Genomic DNA, 17754 nt, shown 5'->3' with positions numbered 1-17754 from the left:
CGAAGCACGCACAGCCAGCCTGATCACGGACCTCACTGGGGGAGTGGGGGCGAACCCGAAGCGACTTCCACCCTGGTCAGCGCCCTGCTCTGGATCACAGAGTGATCCACCGGACACAGCCGGGGGGAAAACGATCGCCTCACCGATGTCGGCGTGAAACGGTTGCCCCATGCCTCAACCGACCTTGCGCACCGAGCGTCTGCTGCTGGTGCCGCTGGCCGATCGGCATCTCGACCTGGAGGTCCACCTGGACTCCGACCTCGAGGTGCTGCGTTATCTCGACGCGAGGACGCCGACCAGGGACGAGGTGGCCGCGACTCATCAGCGGCGGATGGCCCTGGCAAGCAAGGTAGACGGGCTGGGCTTCTGGATGGCCCACCTCTCCGATGGAGGGGACGAAGGTGAGTTCGTCGGCCTCATGATGCTGCCGCCTGCGCATGGTCCCGATCAGCCCGACGACCCCACCGTCTGCGATCTGGGGTACCGGCTCGTCCGCCGGTACTGGCGGCAGGGCCTGGCCAGTGAAGCGTCCCGCGCCCTTCTGCGGCACGCCTTCGACACCGTCGGGCAGAGCCGTGTGATCGCGCAGACCATGGCCGCCAACGCAGGATCCATAGGAGTGATGCGGGCCATCGGCATGCGGTACGTGCGCACGTACCACCCGCAGTTCGACGATCCGCTGCCGGACGCGCACCTCGGCGAAGTCGAGTACGAGATGACTCGCGCCATGTGGGAGGAGACGCGCTGAGGCGGCACACGGCCTCTCTCCTCCATGGCGAGCGGCATACCCGGGCCCCCGCAGGCGAGTACGTCCGGTCGCTCAGCTCGACGGGATACCCGTGCTCGTATTCTTCCAGGGCCTCCAGCGATGAGGAGTTCACCGTGACGAACGACCGTGACCATGGGGGAGAGGATCACGGCGGCCTGGACGTGGGCCCTGATTGGTTTCGGCGTGCGTTCACGATCCACTACGACCCCGACACCCCACCCGAACCTCGCGGCTGAAGATCGTTCCCGCCTACTCGACATCATCCACGACACCGTGGCGCTGCTCATCGGAGCGGCCACGGTCGCCGTGGAACGAGGCTGCTGTGACACCCGACCAGCGATGGCACACACCGGAGGACTCTTCCCCCATGGATCCCCTCACGTTCGATTACGAGAAGCTGCATGTGCGTGTGGACCGGGGGGTGTTCGAACTGTTCCAGCCGAACGACCTGACGACCACGCTCCGGATCCCGCTGCACTGGCTCGGGGTCCTGGTGCACTACAGGAAGCCGGGCAGACCCGGCGAACTGATCTTCGGCGCCGTGAATGATCCGCGCACCGCCCTCTACGGCACCGACCTGGCCTCCTTCGGGTACCGCTCCACCATGGCGGTCCGGGTGCCCTCCAGTGACGAGCCGTTGTTCCGCGCCTACTTCACCGAAGTGGCCGCGCACGCCGGTCGGCCGGTGATCTGACATGGAACCACTCGTCTCACCAGGCTTGCCCAACTGTCCGACCGCCCGATCGTGACGTAGCTCCGAGGCCGGCCATCCGACGGCCCTTCCCTCCAGCGGGGGAGATGTTGACCTCCACCGATCCGCTGTTTGGCTTCGAGGGCTTGGACGCTTTTGTGGACGCGCGCGTGCCCCAGGGCGCGCGGAACGGCACAAGGCCGGCCTGCCCCTCATCGGGCCGGCTTTCTTCTTCGGCAGCTGGCTGCTGCTTGTGGCCGAGGGCGGTAACAGGCCCCGCTTCCGCTTTCGCGGCGACTTTTCCTAAGCTAATTCGACCAGGTCGGCCGCGTGACTACAGCGACATCGAGTCTCCGAGGTCACGTTTGAGAGAAGACCATCCAGCCCGAGTGGCACAAAACGCTCTGGATTGATGGAATACGGCGTACAGGATGCCGTTTCAGGAGGAGTGTCGCTGGTGGCGCGCAAAGCAGTGAAGGCAGGAATCTTCCTCGGGGTGGTGGGGATGGTCGTGGCGGGTGGCGTGTACCTCGCCATGCCTGATGACAAGCCGTTCACGGTTTACCAGTACCGCCAGATGTGCTCCAAGCCACGCGGCTTCAAGCAGGCCGCGCCGCGGGCGGCCGGCGGACCACGGCCGATTTTGGTGTACGGCCAATGGCCCGTTCCCGACTCCAACCCGACCAAGATGGACGCCGCCGCGCTGAAGATCTGGGCACCGACCGACCCGTCGACAGTACAACTCGTCGCGTGCGTCGATCTGGTCGGGCAGGGCGACTTCGTCCAGCGCTGCGACTACCAGCCCGATAACTCGGGAATGCTCGGGCAGCCGCAAGCGAATGACAGGCCGTTCTCCTACAACCTGTTCAAGGGCAGATACGCCGTGACGATTTATGAGGCGCTCACCGGCAAACTACTAACGAAAACGGAAGTGACCGGGGCCGACTTCCGCCCAGACGTCCCAGATGGGAGCGCCGCCGAACCGTGTTCACCGCACGCCATCGCCGACTCGACCGGAGAATACAAGAAGGTAGGTGAACCGACAATTGTCGACCTGCGCACAGTGATGGACCCGTACGTTCTCAGGTAAGCGACTGATAGCGAAAGCTGTCCCGTTACAGAACGCCATCTCGGCCAGACTGAACCAGGACCATGCAGTCAGGAGAGGTAAGAGTTGAGCAATGATAGAAACCAGACAGAATCCACCTTCTGTCTGGTTTAACCTGAAATCACACGAGAGGCCCCGCGCGGAGGAGGGCCGGTGCCACCTTGATCCTTACCTGGGAGGTCATCGCCGCGGGGCAGAAGGCGCTGGCAGTGTTGCTCACCGAGCCGACTGCACATCGACGGAGGTCGCCCATGTCCGGAACCACCATGTCAACGAGCACGCGCGCCGTCGTGGAGGAGTTGCTCCGCCGGATCGGCGAAGGCGACCCTGAGCGGATCGCCGCCATCTACGCCGAGCACTGCGACTGGAAGCTGGACTGGCCCGAAGCGGAGCACGGCCGCGCCGCCACGCCCTGGATCCGGCACCGGTCCGGGCGCGCGGACGCCGCCGAGCACTACCGGCAGATCGCCGAGCACCACGTGCCCGAGAAGGTTGACACGCAGGTGGAGCGCATCCTGGTGGACGGCGATGACGCGGTGGTGCTGGGCGAGATCCGACAGACGTCCCGATCCACCGGGCGCGCCTATCGGGCCCGGTTCGCCTTGCACCTCACGGTCGAGGACGGCCTGATCGTCCGGCACCACGTCTACGAGGACAGTCTTGCCGTCGCCCAGGCCTTCGTGCCCTGACCGGAACCAACCCGGTTCCGCCGACGACGGGGTTGGGCCAGACTGGTCCGATGGATGATCTCGCCCGGCCGCCCCGACTGGTGCCGCCCACGACGGCGGTGCGCGAGTCGTTCCTGGCCGGGGAGAGGGACGACCATCTGGCGAGCGGCGACCCGGCGGACTGGCTGGACGAGGCCCATCGGGACTTCGAGGCGTTCGTGGCGAGTCGGCGCGGCGTGCAGGAGCGTTGGGGCGTCCCGTGCACGACGTTCTGGTACGTCTCGGGCGAGCACTACATCGGGACCCTGATCCTGCGGCATCGCCTGACGCCGGAGCTCGCCGAAGTCGGCGGGCATATCGGGTATCACGTCGTGTTGCCGTGGCGCAGGCAGGGCCACGCCACGCGGATGCTCGCGGCGGGATTGGCGGAATCCCGCCGGCTCGGTCTGGATCGGGTCCTGCTGACGTGCGCCGCCGACAACGAGCCTTCCCGGCGGGTCATCCTCGCCAACGGTGGCGTGCACGACGGGCGCGCCCGCGGCGAGGATCGCTTCTGGATCGACCTCACCGCCGTTCATGCGACGCACTCCGCATGAACGGCTCTGGGTGCTGTTGCTCGCTAATGATCACGACCAGCCTGTCCTGCGAATTCCCCTGATCGTGGCGAGATTGGGTGATCGTCCTCGCCGCGACTGTCGGCGAGGCGCCGCAGCATGCAGCTTGACCGCCACGACCACCGCGTCCGAACTAGCGGCTCTGCATGCTGTTCTAGCGCGCTGCCGTCGATTTGTGCGTCCAACTTTTAACGAGACTCCATTCCCCGACCCGCCCCCTAGCTCCGGGATCGAATCGGACCTCTAAGCGAGGCTCCCGGGACCGACTGCGGTCCTCTTTCATCGAGGCCCTGAAGGTAGCGGAGGGGTAGTCCGTAACGGCGAACCGCTTAGGGGTACGGGAACATCTACGTCCACATTCGCCGCAGTGGAAACGGTCGCGCCGATGCCTGACCTTTGCGTCGTCGCTAACCGTGACCAGGCGCTACCCTGGACGGCTTTCACGGCCACGACGAAACGACAGTAAACCCCGCACCAGCACGTCATGGGCGATACAATAGACGCAACCCAATCGGGCTACTCTAGGAGCGAAATGAGCAATCAAGAGTGGTACAAGTCATCGTACAGCGGCGGTAACGGGGGCAACTGCCTCGAGCGTCGACGCTGGATCGGTCCCGTACAGGTCCGCGACTCCAAGGACCGGGCTCGCGGAATCCTGCAGTTCTCTCACCAGGCCTGGGCGCCGTTCGTGAAGAGCGTCGTCTGAGCCACGGGTAAGTCATCTGGCCCCTAGGCGATGCAGTTTATCGCCTAGGGGCGCACCTTCTGTACGTGGTTCCATCCCAAGGACTTCCACCCACCCGAACAAATACGAGCCGCACTCCAGCGATTGCGGAACGCAACGCCTGCGCGTCCAACACCTTGGACATCCACCAGGGCCTACTCGTCCATCAGCGGCGACACAGCCTGTCGGGAAGGCACGACCCCGACCGCACCCTCGGGATGACCGGATGACCGGCTGACCGGCTGACCGGCTGCACGGCGTCGGCGCGGGTGTCCCAATCCCGACTCGTCCGAGCGCGAGCGACACCACGGAAGATTGCCCCGCTCTCGGCGGGTCTGTCGGTTGGTCGATAATGAACATTATGTTAAGTAGCCGTCTCGCGACGACCGTGGCCTACTCCAGGAGGCGTTCCGCGTCGTCGGGGATCCAAGGGAACGGGACGTCAGGCCAGTGGGCGGCGGACCACTCATCGAGGTCCACGGCAAGAGTGGCGTCGACGAAGGCCTCGGGCGGCTGATAGCCGTGCTCGGTGATGTAGTGGATGATCAGCGACGGAGCTGCGTACGCGAGCCCGGGCGCACCTGGGATCCGGACTTCCCCGTTTCCTTCCGGGCCCTCTCCCGGAGGACAGAGATCGCACTCATGCACCCCGAGACAGACGTTCATCCGTTGCAGCTTCTGGATGGCCTTCAGCTTCTCTGGGAACACCCCGGGGACGGGACCTGTCGAGTACGGCCTGCCGACCTCCAGCCACCCAACGTTCAGGCGTACGTACGTCGGCCGGTACCAGAGGCCATAGAAACCGGACTCCCCATCCGTGAACGAGTCCTCGGCCAGGTAGTCGTACACGGTGAGATCTTCGAAGAACACCCCTGCATCATCGCCGCACGGCGTCCTCGGAGGCGATGCGGTTCGCCGAACCCTCCGACAGGTCCTAGGAATACAGGCAGACGGATTACCGGATGCTCCGTCGGAGGCCGCGAGCTGTCGGGTATTCGAACGGCGGCTTGAGACGGCCGATCGCTGGGCGCGATGATGCCGCCACGCCAGTCGTCGACGCCGGCGATCGCTCTGATGTCCGCTTCGGTCAGGTCCAACGCCATGGCGATCTCCTTGACGAGAGCGGGATGCGGGTTGAGTCGTCCGCTGCAAAGCATGGGGATGGTGAACATCCACCGCGCGGTCGCTTTCCACCCGCCATTCGGGTGTGCGAGCGGGCGCAAGGTTACGCCCACGGCATATCAGAGGGCGGTCGCGTCTCGAGCGCTGAGAATAGTGGCAGGTCGAATTGCAGAGGTCTTCAGTAGAGGTGATGTGGTTGGTGCCGGAAGGGTTCGTTCGTGCGTTGGACGTCTTCGAGGCGGTACTGACTGCGGTGCCGGCGGACCGGTGGCTGTCCCCCTCGCCGTGTGAGGGCTGGGCGGCGGTCGACGTGGCCGGGCATGTGACGGCCGGGCTGCTGGTGGTCGAGATGCGGGCCGCCGGGCGTCCGCTGCCCGAGGACGATCCGGATTGGCGCGAGGTCGCCGGTGCTGATCCGTTGGGGTCCTGGCGGCAGGTGCGCGCGCGGATGATGGCCGAGCTGACGCCCGAGGCGCTGGCGCGGCCGGTGCAGTTGGCTCTCGGGCTGGAGATGACGTTGTGTGAGTGGCTGGAGGGTTATCCGCTGGAGTTGCTCGTCCACGCGTGGGATCTGGCCGAGGCCACCGGGCAGTCGGTCGTCTTCGACGCCGATCTGGTGGGGCCCGCGCTGGCGACCGCGCGGCAGATGGCGCCTGCTGGTCGTGAGGCGGGCATGTTGGGTCCCGAGGCTTCTGTCTCCGAGGACGCCGACGATCAGGTGCGCCTGCTGGCCCTCTTCGGTCGCTCCCCCGCAGGTGCGTGAAACGAGCAGTATTCGTTACGGAGAGTGACTGTCGGTGGGCTTGGTTGGGCCTCTCCCCCGCTTCACCGACCTCCCCGGGGGGAAGCGATGCCGGGGCCGTGCTCGTCCAGCGGCTCGGCGCTCCCCCGGATATTTTGGTGCGCGGTTGGGCTTGTGCCGGTTAGGGTGCGGGCATGCGTCGACGACATTGATCTTCACCTGAGGCGGGGCTCGCGCGGAGGCTGTACGGCTACGCGTTCCTTGAGGATTTCGTTCTTCTGTACCCGGTGTACGCGGTGCTGTTCGCCGAGACCGGGCTCTCCCCCGCCGCCGTTTCGTCGTTGTTCGTGATCTGGTCGGTCACGGCGTTCGCTCTGGAGCTGCCGTCCGGTTTGTGGGCGGATGTGTTCTCGCGGCGGTGGCTGCTGGTGGCCGCTCCCCTGCTGCCGGGCGCGGGTTTCGGGCTGTGGGCTTTCTTTCCTTCGTATCCGGCGTTCGCGGCTGGTTTCGTGCTGTGGGGCGCGGGGTCGGCGCTGCGTTCGGGGACGATGCAGGCGCTGGTGTACGAGGAGTTGCAGCGGGTCGGGGCGTCGGGCGCCTATGCGCGGTTGGTCGGGCGGTCTGAGGCGGTGTCGCTGCTGGCGGTGGTGGCCGCGTCGGCGGTGGCGTCGCCGGTGCTGGCGGTGTGGGGGTACCGGGGGCTGGGTGCGGCGAGTGTGGCGGCTTGCGTTGGCTGTGCGGTGGTGGGGTGGTTTCTGCCGGAGTCGCGGGGTGGCGGTGAGGGTGCGGAGGAGCCGTCGTTCGGGTCGGTGGTGCGTCAGGGGTGGGCGCAGGTGCGGGGTGAGCCGGCGGTGCGGCGGGCGCTGGTCCTGGTGGTGGTGCTGGAGGGTGTGACGGCGCTGGATGAGTATGTGCCGTTGCTGGTGCGGTCGACGGGTGTGGCGGCGTCGGTGGTGCCGTTGCTGGTGATGGTGGTGACGGTGGGTGATGCGGTTGGGGGTTGGGCGGCGGGGCGGGGTGTGCGGTGGCTGGCGCCGGTGCTCGGGGTGGGTGCGGTGTGCCTGGCGGTGGGGTCGTGGGGTGGTCGGCCGGGTGGGCTGGTGCTGGTGGCGGTGGCGTTCGGGGTGTTCCGGTGGGCGATGGCGGCGGCGGACGCGGGGTTGCAGGAGCAGGTGGGTGATGGGGCGCGGGCGACGGTGACGTCGGTGGCGGGGTTCGGGGCGGAGGCGGTGGCGGTTCTGGTGTTCGCGGGGTATGCGCTGGGGTCGCGGTGGGCGGGTGCGGGGGTGTTGATGGGGGTGGCGGCGGTGCCGTATGTGGTGGTGGCGGTCGTGCTGGGGTTGGGGGCGCGGCGGGGCGGCGTACATCCGGAGTCGTAGGCGGCGGGTGGCCGGTACGCGAAAGGCGCAGGGCGGTTGAACGCTCTCGCCGGATTCGTGGGCGGTGGGTGCGGGCCGAGGATCGTGGGGTCGTTGCGGATCGATTCTTGGAGCGTGCGCTGATGGGTGGGGACGCGCTGGTTCTGGCGCGGGTGCAGTTCGCGTTGACGGCCGGCACGCATTTTCTGTTCGTGGCGCTGACGCTGGGGTTGGCGACGCTGGTGGCGTTGACGCAGACGCGGGCGACGGTGTCGGGCAGTCCGGTGCATGCGCGGATGGTGCGGTTCTGGGGGCAGTTGTATGTCATCAACTATGCGGTGGGGATCGTCACCGGGTTGGTGATGGAGTTCCAGTTCGGGTTGAACTGGTCGGGGTTGTCGCGGGTGACGGGGAACGTGTTCGGGGTGCCGCTGGCGCTGGAGACGATCGTGGCGTTCTTCGTGGAGTCGACGTTCCTGGGGTTGTGGATTTTCGGGTGGGATCGGCTGAACCGGTGGGTGCATCTGGCGCTGATCTGGGTGGTGACGTTGACGGCGTATCTGTCGGCGTACTTCGTGCTGGTGGCGAACGGGTGGCTGCAGCGTCCGGTGGGGTTCGTGATGGTGGACGGTGTGGCGCGGCTGGACGATGCGGGGGCGCTGCTGACGAATCCGACGGCGTTGCTGGCGTTCTTCCATGTGCTGTTCGGGGGGTTGCTGACGGCGGGGTTCTTCATGGCGGGGGTGAGTGGTTTTCACCTGCTGCGGCGGACGGCGGAGGTGGAGTTCTTCCGGCGGTCGATGCGGATCGGGTTGCTGACGGTGATGGTGTCGGTGATGCCGGTGGTGGTTTTCGGTGGGACGCAGTTCCAGTACGCGCAGCCGACGAAGACGGGCGGGCACAAGGCGGCGGCCGCGGTGGCGGATTTCACGGCGCGGTTCGGGCCGGACGACTATCGGCCGCCGGTGCTGGCGGGGGTCGGTGAGGGGCTGATGGTGACGATGTGGTTGCTGATGCTTCTGGTGGCGCTGGTGGCGCTGGTGAAGTTCCCGTTCGGTGGGTGGCTGGTGCGGGGGCGGGTGTTCCACGTGCTGATGATCGTGGCGGTGCCGCTGCCGTATGTGGCGATGGTGTCGGGGTGGGTGTTCCGTGAGGTGGGGCGGCAGCCGTGGATGGTGTACGGGGTGCTGAAGACGCGGGACGCGCTGTCGCCGGGGGTGGGGTCGGGGGCGATCACGGTGTCGTTCGTGGCGTTCTCGGTGCTGTTCGGGGTGCTGTTCGGGGTGAACGCGTGGCTGCTGGTGCGGTTCGCGCGGCGGGGTCCGGAGGGGGCGGGGCTGGGTGCCCCTCCCCCGGCGGAGCCGGCCGCGCCGGTGATGAGCCCGACGTTCTGACAGGAGCCTGGTGATGGATTCTCTCGCGGTGGTGTTGCTGGCGGTGTTCTCGGCCGGGTATCTGGTGCTGGCCGGTGCCGATGTCGGGGTGGGGATGCTGCTGCCGTGGCTGGGGCGGGATCAGCGGGAGCGGCGGCTGGTGATCGCGTCGTTCGCGCCGTTCTTCCTGGGCAACGAGGTGTGGCTGGTGGCGGCGGCGGGGCTGGTGGCGGGTGCGTTCCCGGGGCTGGAGCACGGGTTGCTGGAGGAGTTGTATCCGCTGTTCGCGGTGCTGCTGTTCGGGTGGGTCGTGCGGGACATGGGGTTGTGGCTGCGGGGCCGGGTGGACGCGGCGGGGTGGCGTGGCGGGTGTGACGCGGCGGTGGTGGCGGGGAGTTGGGCGCTGGCGCTGGCGTGGGGGTCGGTGCTGGGTTCGGTGCTGGCCGGTGGCGGGATGGGTGTGGGGAGTGTCGCGGGGTTGCCGTTGGCGGTGCTGTTCGCCTGGCATGGTGCGGGGTTCGCGCGGTGGCGGCTGCCGGTGGGGTTGGCGGGGCGTGCGGGGCGGGTTCCGGCCCGGTACGGGTTGTCGGCGCTGGTGATGGCGGGGGCGCCGGTGGTGGCCGGGGTGCAGGTGGAGTGGTCGCGGGTGGTGGCCGAGGGTGCGGGGCTGACGGTGACGGCGGTGGTGACGGTGGTGGTGCTGCCGCTGCTGCTGGCGTCGCAGGCGCTGGTGTGGTGGACGTTCCGGGGGCGTGTGGAGTCGCCCTCGTACCTGTAGGCGGTCGGGGTGAGGGGTGTCGAGCGGCGTCTGCTGCGGTTGGTTCCTGGCCGGGTGATGGTGCTGCTGGGGGTGCTGGCGGCGGGTCAGGGTGTGCTGCTGGTGGTGCAGGCGGAGTTGCTGGTGCGGGCGGTGGCGGGTCTGGATACGGGCCCGTTGCCGTGGGTCGCGGTGGCGGTTGCGGGGCGTGCGTTGCTGGCGTGGGCGGTTGCGCTGGTGGCGGGCCGGGCGGCGGCGCGGGTGAAGCGGGGGCTGCGGGGTGAGCTGCTGGGGCGGGCGGCGGGTGACGCGGGCGGGCGGGTGACGTTGCTGACCCGGGGGTTGGACGCGGTCGATCCGTTCTTCACCGGTTATGTGCCGCAGGTGGTGGCGGCGTGTGCGGTGCCGGTGGTGGTGCTGGTGCGGCTGGTGGCGGCGGATTGGGCGTCGGCGCTGGTGGTGGTGGTGACGGTTCCGCTGGTGCCGGTGTTCGGTGCTCTGGTGGGGATGCGGACGGCGGCGTTGACGGGGCGGCAGTGGGGGCTGCTGCACCGGTTGGGCGGGCATTTCCGGGACGTGGTGGCGGGGCTGGGGACGTTGCGGGCGTTCGGGCGGACCGGTCATCAGTCGGTGGTGGTGCGGGAGCTGGCGGGTGAGCATCGGCGGGCGAGTGTGCGGGCGCTGCGGGTGGCGTTCCTGTCGTCGCTGGTGCTGGAGCTGGTGTGCGCGCTGTCGGTGGCTTTGGTGGCGGTTCCGGTGGGGTTGCGGTTGCTGGGCGGGGAGATGGTGCTGGCGACGGGTCTGCTGGTGCTGGTGCTGACGCCGGAGGTGTATCTGCCGTTGCGGGCGCTGGGGCAGCGTTTCCACGCGAGTGCGGAGGGGGTGGCGGCGGCGCGGGAGGTGTTCGCGGTGCTGGACGCGCCGGCGGTTTCGGGGGGCGGGGGCCGGGTCGTGGCGGGTGAGCGGGCTCCGGAGATCGTGCTGGAGGAGGTGACGGTGCGGTATCCGGGTGCGGCGGAGGCGGCGTTGGACCGGGTGTCGCTGCGGGTGGGGCCGGGTGAGCGGGTGGCGGTGACGGGGCCGTCGGGGGCGGGCAAGTCGACGCTGCTGCTGGTGCTGGCGGGGCTGGTGTCCCCCGATTCGGGGCGGGTGCTGGTCGACGGGGTGGATCTCGCGGAGCTGGAGGCGGGGGCGTGGCGGGCGCGGGTGGGGTGGGTGCCGCAGCGGCCGCATCTGTTCGCGGCGTCGGTGGCCGACAACGTCCGGCTGGGTGATCCGGGCGCGGGGGTGGAGCGGGTGCGGGAGGCGGTGCGGGCGGCCGCAGCGGATTTCGTCGAGGATCTGCCGGAGGGGTTGGCGACGGTGCTGGGTGAGGGCGGTGCGGGGTTGTCGGCGGGGCAGCGGCAGCGGGTGGCGATCGCGCGGGCGTTCCTGTCGGGTGGGCCGGTGATGCTGCTGGACGAGCCGACGGCACGGCTGGATCTGCACAGTGAGCGGGTGCTGGTGGATGCGGCGGTGCGGTTGCTGGCGGGGCGGACGGCGGTGCTGGTGGCGCATCGTCCGGCGTTGCTGCGGGCGGTGGACCGGGTGGTGCGGTTGGAGGGCGGCCGGGTGTGCGCGGGGGCCGGTGGGCGTGTCGGTGGGGTGGCGGCGTGAGGGGCGTGTCGGGGGTGTGGGGCGCGGTGCGTCCGCACGCGGTGCGGCTGGTGGCGGCGGGCGTGGCGGGTGCGGCGGCGGAGCTGTGCGGGCTGGGGTTGATCGCGGCGGCGGCGTGGCTGATCGCGCGGGCGTCGCAGCGTCCGGAGCTGGCGGCGTTGTCGGTGGCGGTGGTGGCGGTGCGGGGGTTCGCGCTGGCGAAGGGGTCGCTGCGGTATGTGGAGCGGCTGGCGGGGCATGACGCGGCGTTGCGGGCGCTGGCGGAGTTGCGGGGCCGGGTGTTCGACGCGTTGGCTGCGGCGCGTCCGGGGGCGCGGCGGGTGCGTGACGGTGATGCGCTGACGCGGATGGTGTCGGATGTGGACGCCGTGCAGGATCTGCTGCTGCGGTGTGTGCTGCCGGTGGCGGGGTCGGTGGTGTGCGGGGCCGCGGGGGTGGCGGTGTGTGCGCTGGTGGAGGCGTCGGCGGCGGTGGTGCTGGCGGTGGGTCTGCTGGTGGCGGGGGTGGTGCTGCCGGGGGTGGCGGCGGTGGCCGGTGGGCGTGCGGCGGCGCGGATGGCGGACGGGCGTGAGGTGTTGGCGGTGCGGGCGCTGGATGTGCTGGAGGGTGCGCGGGATCTGGCGATGTTCGGGGCGTCGGGGCGGTTCGCGGAGCGGGCGCGGGAGGCGGTGCGGGGGCTGGAGCGGGCGGAGCGGTCGGCGGCGCGGGTGTCGGCGGTGGTGGCGGCGGCGGGTTTCGTGGTGCAGGGCGTGACGGTCGCGGGGGTGGCGTGGGCGGGGTTGCGTGCGGGTGTGGACGAGGTGGGTGCGGCGGTGGTGGCGTTGACGGCGCTGGTGGCGGTGGAGTCGGTGCTGCCGTTGGCGGGTGCGGCGCAGCGGTTGCGGGAGGTGGCGCCTGCGGTGGGCCGGGTCGGGGCGGTGCTGGCCTCTCCCCCGGCGTCGTGTCCGGTGCGTCCGGTGGTGGTGCCGCGGGGTCCGCTCGGGGTGGAGTTGCTGGGGGTGCGGGTCGCCTTTGGGGAGGGGGTGGCTTTGGACGGGGTGGATCTTCGGGTGGAGCGGGGTCGGCGGGTCGCGGTGGTGGGGGCGAGCGGTGCGGGCAAGAGCACGCTGCTGGCGGCGGTGTCGGGGGATGTGCCGGTGGCGGCGGGTGCGGTGCTGCTCGGTGGGCGGGACGTGGGGGTGTATGCGCCTGGGGATGTGCGGGAGGCGGTGCGGGGGTTGGCGCAGGACGCGCACGTGTTCGCGGCGTCGGTGCGGGCGAATGTGCTGCTGGCGCGTCCGGACGCGGATGAGGAGCGGTTGTGGGCGGCGGCGGAGCGGGCGCGGTTCGCCGAGGTGGTGCGGGCGTTGCCGGACGGGTGGGACACGGTGGTGGGGGCGGGTGGGCGCGGGTTGTCGGGCGGGCAGCGGCAGCGGCTGCTGCTGGCGCGGGCGCTGCTGGCCGATCCGCCGGTGCTGGTGCTGGACGAGCCGACGGAGGGGTTGGATCCCGCGGCGGCGGACGCGGTGACGCGCGAGCTGCTGGAGGCGCCGGGGGGCGGGACGTTGCTGCTGGTGACGCATCGGTTGGCGGCGCTGGGTGCGGCCGACGAGGTGGTGGTGCTGGATCGGGGGCGGGTGGTGCAGCGGGGTCGGCATGAGGAGTTGCTGGCGGTGCCGGGGGCTTACCGCGATCTGTGGGAGGCGGAGGTTCTGGCCGCTCGGGCGGCGGTGTGATGGCGGGTGTGGTGGAGGGCTTGGGCGAGGGCGGCGATGGCGTCGGTGATGGCTGAGGTGGGGACGGCGGCGTAGCCGAGGACGAGCCCGGGCGGGTGGGGGCGTTGTGCGTGCCATGACAGCGGGTGGGTTTTGACGCCGTGTTCCAGTGCGGCGGCGGCGAGGGCGGTGTCGTGGAGGGCGCCTGGGGGGTGGTCGGGGAAGGTGATGGTCAGGTGCAGTCCGGCGGCGGCGCCGTGGACGGCGGCGGTGGGCAGGTGGGCGGCGATGGCCTGGATCATCGTGTCGCGGCGTCGGCGGTGGCGGCGGCGCAGGAGCCGCAGGATGCGTTCCATCTCGCCGGAGTTCATGAGTTCGGCGAGGACGAGTTGCGGGAGGGCGGCGTTGCCGAGGTCGGCGAAGCGTTTCTCGGCGATGACGGCGTCCAGGTGCGGGGGCGGGGGCAGGATCCAGCCGGTGCGCAGTGCGGGGGCGAGGAGTTTGGAGACGCTGCCGAGGTAGAAGGCGCGGTCGGTGAGCATGGAGCGCAGGGCGGGGACGGGGGGCCGGTCGTAGCGGTGTTCGGCGTCGTAGTCGTCTTCGATGATCAGGCCGCCTTCGGCGGCCCAGCGTGTGAGGTCGCGGCGGCGGTCGCCGCTGAGGACGGTGCCGGTGGGGAACTGGTGGGCGGGGGTGAGCAGGACGGCGGGGGCGCCGGTGGCGTGGAGGCGGTCGACGCGGATGCCGGCGGTGTCGACGGGGACGGGCGGGGTGGCCATCCCCCAGTGCGCCAGGTGCTGGCGGACGCCGAGGGAGCCGGGGTCCTCCACGGCGATCCGGTCGATGCCTTCGCGGGTGAGGACGCGGGCGACGAGGCCGAGGGCCTGGGCGGTGCCGGCGACGACGACGATGCTGCCGGGGTCGGCGGTGATGCCGCGGTAGCGGGCGAGCCAGGCGGCGACGGCGGTGCGCAGGGCGGGGGTGCCGCGCGGGTCGCCGTAGCCGAGTCCGGCGGCGGGCAGGTCGCGCAGGACGGTGCGTTCGGCGCGCTGCCAGGCCGCGCGGGGGAAGGCGGCGAGGTCGGGCAGGCCGGGTGACAGGTCGATGCCGGCGGGCAGGTCGCGCAGGGTGTCGAAGATGTCGGGGCCTGGGTGCGTGGGGAACGGGGCGGGCAGCGCCGGGGCTGGAACGGTGGTCACCCGAGTGGGGTGTTCGGGTGGAGGTGCTGGGGTGAGGGGGGCCGCGACGACGATGGTGCCGGCTCGGCCGCGTCCGGCCAGGTGGCCTTCGTCGGCCAGGCGCTGGTAGGCCTCGGTGACCGCGCCGCGGGAGACGCGCAGTTCGGCGGCCAGGACGCGGGTGGCGGGCAGGCGGGTTCCGACGGGCAGGCGGCCGTCGGCGACGGCGTCGCGGAGGCGTCCGGCGAGCCAGTCGGCGAGCCCGCCGGGCGGGGCGTCGGCGGGGTCGAGGTGCAGGAAGTCCGACCCTGGCGTTACGGACCTGTTCGGTTCGTCGTCTTTGGACCTGTTCACTGGGCCATTGTGCGGCCACGGTGGTCGCATGGAAACCACGATGACGGACGGTCCCGGCGGCTACGTGCACGGGTACTCGGGACGGGAGGCGCGGCGGCTCGGCGACCAGGCCGACGCTCTGGCCGCGTTGGTGCACGACGGGACGGCCTATCCGGCGGGCAGCCGGGTGCTGGAGGCCGGCTGCGGGGTGGGGGCGCAGACGGTGCATCTGGTGGCGCGCTCCCCCGGTGCGCGCCTGACCGCGGTGGACCTTTCGCGGGAGTCGCTGGAGCAGGCCCGTGCCCGCGTCGAGGCGTCCTTCCCCGCCGCGGGGGTGCGGTGGCGGTGCGCGGACCTGCGGGACCTGCCGTTCGGCGACGCGGAGTTCGACCACGTGTTCGTGTGCTTCGTGCTGGAGCATCTGCCCGATCCGCGCGCCGTGCTGGCGGGTCTGCGGCGGGTGCTGCGGCCCGGGGGGACCCTCACGGCCGTCGAGGGCGACCACGGGTCGGCGTTCTTCCACCCTGACAGCGCCCACGCGCGCGCCGCGATCGCCCATCAGGTCGCGTTGCAGGCCGCGGCGGGCGGCGACGCGCTGCTCGGGCGGCGGCTGGGGCCGCTGCTGGCCGAGGCCGGGTACGCGCGGGTCGGCGTGGTCCCGCGGACCGTGTACGCCGACCGGGCGCGGCCCGGCCTGCGGCGGGCCTTCACCCGCGACACCTTCACCGCGATGATCGAGTCGGTGCGCGGGGAGGCCGTCGCGGCGGGGCTGGCCACCCCGGCCGACTTCGACCGGGGGGTCGCCGACCTGCACCGCGCCGCGGACGCCGACGGAACGTTCCACTACACGTTCTTCAAGGCCACCGCCGTGAACCCGGGGTGAGAGCCGCCCCTGGAGACGGGGCCAGAGGGCGGGCCGGTCAGTTGTCGGGCAGGAGCGGGCCGAGGGGGCCGAGGTCGAGGTTGAGGTCGTGGTCGTCCAGGTCGAAGTGGTCCTTGAGGCGGGTCATCGCCTCGTCCAGGCGCATCAGCGCCAGCCCGAGGTCCTCGATCTGCTGGTCGGTGAGGTCGCCGCCCTCGGCGCGGCGCAGCGCCTGCCGCTCCATGAGCTGCCGGATCAGTTCGACCAGGGTCAGCACCAGCTTCACCAGGTCCCGCTCGACCGTCTCGGGGTCGGAGCGCAGCCGCTGCATCGTGCGCGAGGACCGCTCCCGCAGGTCCGCCTCCCGCACCGGCGCGGCGCGCACCGGGGCGTCCCCGTGGGTGGCTCCGGCGGAGGTCCCCGGGGAGGACGATTCGGTGCGGCCGGCCAGGATGTCGTCGGTGAAGGGGTCGCCGACGGCGGGGTCGTGCACCGACACCTCCCCGCTGACCGGGTCGCGGCTCCCCCGCTCGCGGTCGCCGCGCGCGGAGGGCCCGGCGCCGGTCGGGCCGGGGGGCCGATGGTCGGGTCGGGTCACGGTCGCTCCTCCTCGGGCAGCAGCTCGTCGCGGACGGAGGTGATCAGCGCCCGCAGGGACACCTCCACCAGGTCCACGCCCGCGATCGAGATGACCAGGTCGCCGGTGATGACGACGCCGCCCGCCAGCAGGCGGTCCAGCAGGTCGACCAGCGCGATCCGCTCCATCGGGGCGTCGCGGCCCTGGTCCAGGAGGGCCGTCACGCCGCCCCCGGCTCGATGAAGGAGTAGGGCGGCCAGGGCCCCGTCACCTCCACCTCGATGCCCGCCAGCCTCTGGTCGGCGGCCCGCGCCACCGCCAGGAACCCCTCCACCTGCTCCTCGTCCAGCAGGTAGGCGACGTTGAGGATCTGGGTGCCCGCCCGGCCCGACAGGCGCGGGTCCTGCGGCGGGTGGTGCCGGGACGCCACGGCGTGGTCGGCGAGTTCGGCGTGCACCGCGTCGGCCTGCTCGCCGACCCGGCGGCCGGCGTCGGCGCGGCGGCGGCGCTCCTGCTGCCGGCGCCGCAGGTACGCCGCTCCCGGCCCGGCGGGGGCCGCGCCCTCCGCGCCTTCCGCGCCTTCCGCGTCCCCCGCGTCCTGGCGGGGGCCGGTGAGGGGCTCGGCGCCCGGCGCGAGCCCCCCACCGGGGTCGGGGCCGTCGCGGCCGGTGTCGCCGCGCAGCAGTTCAGGGTCGGCGTAGGCCTTCACGCCCCACTCCGAGCGGCCGTCGATGAGGTCGAGGACCTCGGTGAACCGGCCGCCCTCGTCGGTGAGGACCTCGGCGACGCGGGCGTCGTCGCGGTAGATGGTCGCGATGCGCACCGGCGCGGTCGGGGCGGCGTGCGCGGCCCGGTCCACCACGTCGTGGTGGGCGCGGGCGGTGGCCTCCAGCCACTGCAGGTCCTCCAGGTTGGCGCGCAGCGCCGCCTCGCCGTACTCGTCGAGCCGGACGGTGCTGACCAGGGCGGTCAGTCCTGCCGCGACCACGCCGCGCACGGGCGCGCCGGCCACCCCGGAAGCGTCGCGCAGCGCGGCCGGGTCCAGGCCGCGCGCGACTCCGTACAGGTAGACGCCGGTGCCGGCCGGGTCGGCGGCGTGGTCGCCGGCGGTCCGGCCGGCGAACCCGGGGGCGGTCATGATGAGGGCTCCTTTCCGTCTCCGGTCCGTTCGGCGGCGCCGTCGGCGCCGGCCTCGAGGGCGGCCAGGCGCTCGCGCAGCCGCCGGTTCTCCTCCAGCAGCTCGCGGTCGCCCTGGCCGTCCACCTCCTTCTGCCGGGCCTTGGACGACAGCGACGGGTCGTGCTCCCACCAGTCGATGCCCATTTCCTTGGCCCGGTCCACCGACGCCACCAGCAGCCGAAGCTTGATCGTCAGCAGTTCGATGTCCAGCAGGTTCACCCGGACGTCCCCGACGATCACGATCCCCTTGTCGAGGATGCGTTCCAGCAGGTCGGCCAGGTTGGCGCCCTGCCGCTCCCCGGCCACCGACCGCGCCGGCGAGCGCTGGCCGGTCCAGGAGATCTCACTC

At 71.2% G+C, this 17754-nt stretch carries 19 protein-coding genes; 13 read left to right on the top strand and 6 right to left on the bottom strand.

The genetic code is table 11. The features are described 5' to 3' along the window. The first annotated feature begins 169 nt into the window (after positions 1 to 169). The 6 genes from AB0C87_RS34335 to AB0C87_RS34310 all read left to right on the top strand — a co-directional run bounded on the left by AB0C87_RS34335 (position 170) and on the right by AB0C87_RS34310 (position 4556). Entirely contained in the window at positions 170 to 748 is a 579-nt protein-coding gene (locus tag AB0C87_RS34335; RefSeq protein ID WP_353834274.1) for a GNAT family N-acetyltransferase, read from the top strand. 388 nt (positions 749 to 1136) lie between these two features. Beyond that, the gene (locus AB0C87_RS34330) at positions 1137 to 1463 is read left to right on the top strand and encodes a hypothetical protein (protein WP_345181775.1); all 327 of its coding nucleotides are present in this window, start codon (positions 1137 to 1139) and stop codon (positions 1461 to 1463) included. Positions 1464 to 1872: 409 nt separating this feature from the next. After that, positions 1873 to 2550: a hypothetical protein gene (locus AB0C87_RS34325; protein WP_360581308.1), complete on the top strand. Its 678-nt coding sequence runs from the start codon at positions 1873 to 1875 to the stop codon at positions 2548 to 2550. Between the two features lie 284 nt (positions 2551 to 2834). Then, the gene (locus AB0C87_RS34320) at positions 2835 to 3257 is read left to right on the top strand and encodes a nuclear transport factor 2 family protein (protein ID WP_353834272.1); all 423 of its coding nucleotides are present in this window, start codon (positions 2835 to 2837) and stop codon (positions 3255 to 3257) included. 50 nt (positions 3258 to 3307) lie between these two features. Beyond that, positions 3308 to 3832, top strand: coding sequence for a GNAT family N-acetyltransferase (locus tag AB0C87_RS34315; protein ID WP_360581307.1), 525 nt, complete (start codon positions 3308 to 3310; stop codon positions 3830 to 3832). Positions 3833 to 4334: 502 nt separating this feature from the next. Then, positions 4335 to 4556 carry a DUF397 domain-containing protein gene (locus tag AB0C87_RS34310; RefSeq protein ID WP_353834270.1) on the top strand — a complete coding sequence of 74 codons (222 nt, stop codon included), beginning with the start codon at positions 4335 to 4337 and terminating at the stop codon, positions 4554 to 4556. A gap of 411 nt (positions 4557 to 4967) precedes the next feature. On the opposite strand, the gene AB0C87_RS34305 is transcribed toward AB0C87_RS34310, so the two are convergent. Further along, complete coding sequence (locus tag AB0C87_RS34305) at positions 4968 to 5444, bottom strand: hypothetical protein (protein ID WP_360581306.1); 477 nt, start codon at positions 5442 to 5444, stop codon at positions 4968 to 4970. Positions 5445 to 5886: 442 nt separating this feature from the next. Here AB0C87_RS34305 and AB0C87_RS34300 point away from each other — a divergent pair, with 442 nt between their 5' ends. The 6 genes from AB0C87_RS34300 (at position 5887) to cydC (ending at position 13297) form a co-directional block, all read left to right on the top strand. After that, positions 5887 to 6459 carry a TIGR03086 family metal-binding protein gene (locus AB0C87_RS34300; protein WP_345181795.1) on the top strand — a complete coding sequence of 191 codons (573 nt, stop codon included), beginning with the start codon at positions 5887 to 5889 and terminating at the stop codon, positions 6457 to 6459. Positions 6460 to 6680: 221 nt separating this feature from the next. Next, positions 6681 to 7817, top strand: coding sequence for an MFS transporter (locus AB0C87_RS34295; RefSeq protein WP_360581318.1), 1137 nt, complete (start codon positions 6681 to 6683; stop codon positions 7815 to 7817). Between the two features lie 107 nt (positions 7818 to 7924). Continuing rightward, a complete protein-coding gene (locus AB0C87_RS34290) occupies positions 7925 to 9190 on the top strand; it encodes a cytochrome ubiquinol oxidase subunit I (protein ID WP_360581305.1) in 1266 nt (421 codons plus the stop codon). Between the two features lie 13 nt (positions 9191 to 9203). Beyond that, positions 9204 to 9947: a cytochrome d ubiquinol oxidase subunit II gene (locus AB0C87_RS34285; RefSeq protein ID WP_345181800.1), complete on the top strand. Its 744-nt coding sequence runs from the start codon at positions 9204 to 9206 to the stop codon at positions 9945 to 9947. Between the two features lie 57 nt (positions 9948 to 10004). Continuing rightward, complete coding sequence (cydD, locus tag AB0C87_RS34280) at positions 10005 to 11582, top strand: thiol reductant ABC exporter subunit CydD (protein WP_360581317.1); 1578 nt, start codon at positions 10005 to 10007, stop codon at positions 11580 to 11582. Then, positions 11579 to 13297, top strand: coding sequence for a thiol reductant ABC exporter subunit CydC (gene cydC / locus AB0C87_RS34275; protein WP_360581304.1), 1719 nt, complete (start codon positions 11579 to 11581; stop codon positions 13295 to 13297). The genes cydD and cydC overlap by 4 nt, the downstream gene beginning before the upstream one ends. On the opposite strand, the gene AB0C87_RS34270 is transcribed toward cydC, so the two are convergent. Continuing rightward, positions 13246 to 14808, bottom strand: coding sequence for a PLP-dependent aminotransferase family protein (locus AB0C87_RS34270; RefSeq protein WP_360581303.1), 1563 nt, complete (start codon positions 14806 to 14808; stop codon positions 13246 to 13248). The two genes, cydC and AB0C87_RS34270, sit on opposite strands and share 52 nt — an antisense overlap. Before the next feature lie 28 nt (positions 14809 to 14836). Between AB0C87_RS34270 and AB0C87_RS34265 the strand changes: the two genes are divergently transcribed. Beyond that, entirely contained in the window at positions 14837 to 15670 is an 834-nt protein-coding gene (locus tag AB0C87_RS34265) for a methyltransferase domain-containing protein (protein WP_353834263.1), read from the top strand. A 37-nt stretch (positions 15671 to 15707) separates the two neighbouring features. On the opposite strand, the gene AB0C87_RS34260 is transcribed toward AB0C87_RS34265, so the two are convergent. Genes AB0C87_RS34260 through AB0C87_RS34245 form a run of 4 tightly spaced genes read right to left on the bottom strand, consistent with a single transcriptional unit; the run spans position 15708 to position 17747 of the window. After that, on the bottom strand, positions 15708 to 16247 hold the full coding sequence (locus tag AB0C87_RS34260; protein WP_360581302.1) for a gas vesicle protein K: 540 nt from the start codon (positions 16245 to 16247) through the stop codon (positions 15708 to 15710). After that, positions 16244 to 16450, bottom strand: coding sequence for a gas vesicle protein (locus AB0C87_RS34255; protein WP_229810634.1), 207 nt, complete (start codon positions 16448 to 16450; stop codon positions 16244 to 16246). Before AB0C87_RS34255 ends, AB0C87_RS34260 begins: the two co-directional genes overlap by 4 nt. After that, the gene (locus AB0C87_RS34250) at positions 16447 to 17364 is read right to left on the bottom strand and encodes a GvpL/GvpF family gas vesicle protein (protein ID WP_360581301.1); all 918 of its coding nucleotides are present in this window, start codon (positions 17362 to 17364) and stop codon (positions 16447 to 16449) included. The genes AB0C87_RS34255 and AB0C87_RS34250 overlap by 4 nt, the downstream gene beginning before the upstream one ends. After that, entirely contained in the window at positions 17361 to 17747 is a 387-nt protein-coding gene (locus AB0C87_RS34245; RefSeq protein ID WP_345181978.1) for a gas vesicle protein, read from the bottom strand. Before AB0C87_RS34245 ends, AB0C87_RS34250 begins: the two co-directional genes overlap by 4 nt. Positions 17748 to 17754: the final 7 nt, after the last annotated feature.

The organism is Actinomadura sp. NPDC048021, assembly GCF_040653135.1.
Classification (GTDB): Bacteria; Actinomycetota; Actinomycetes; order Streptosporangiales; family Streptosporangiaceae; genus Spirillospora; species Spirillospora verrucosospora.
The sequence above is the reverse complement of the archived record's forward strand: the minus strand, read 5'-3'. Positions and strand labels throughout refer to the sequence as shown.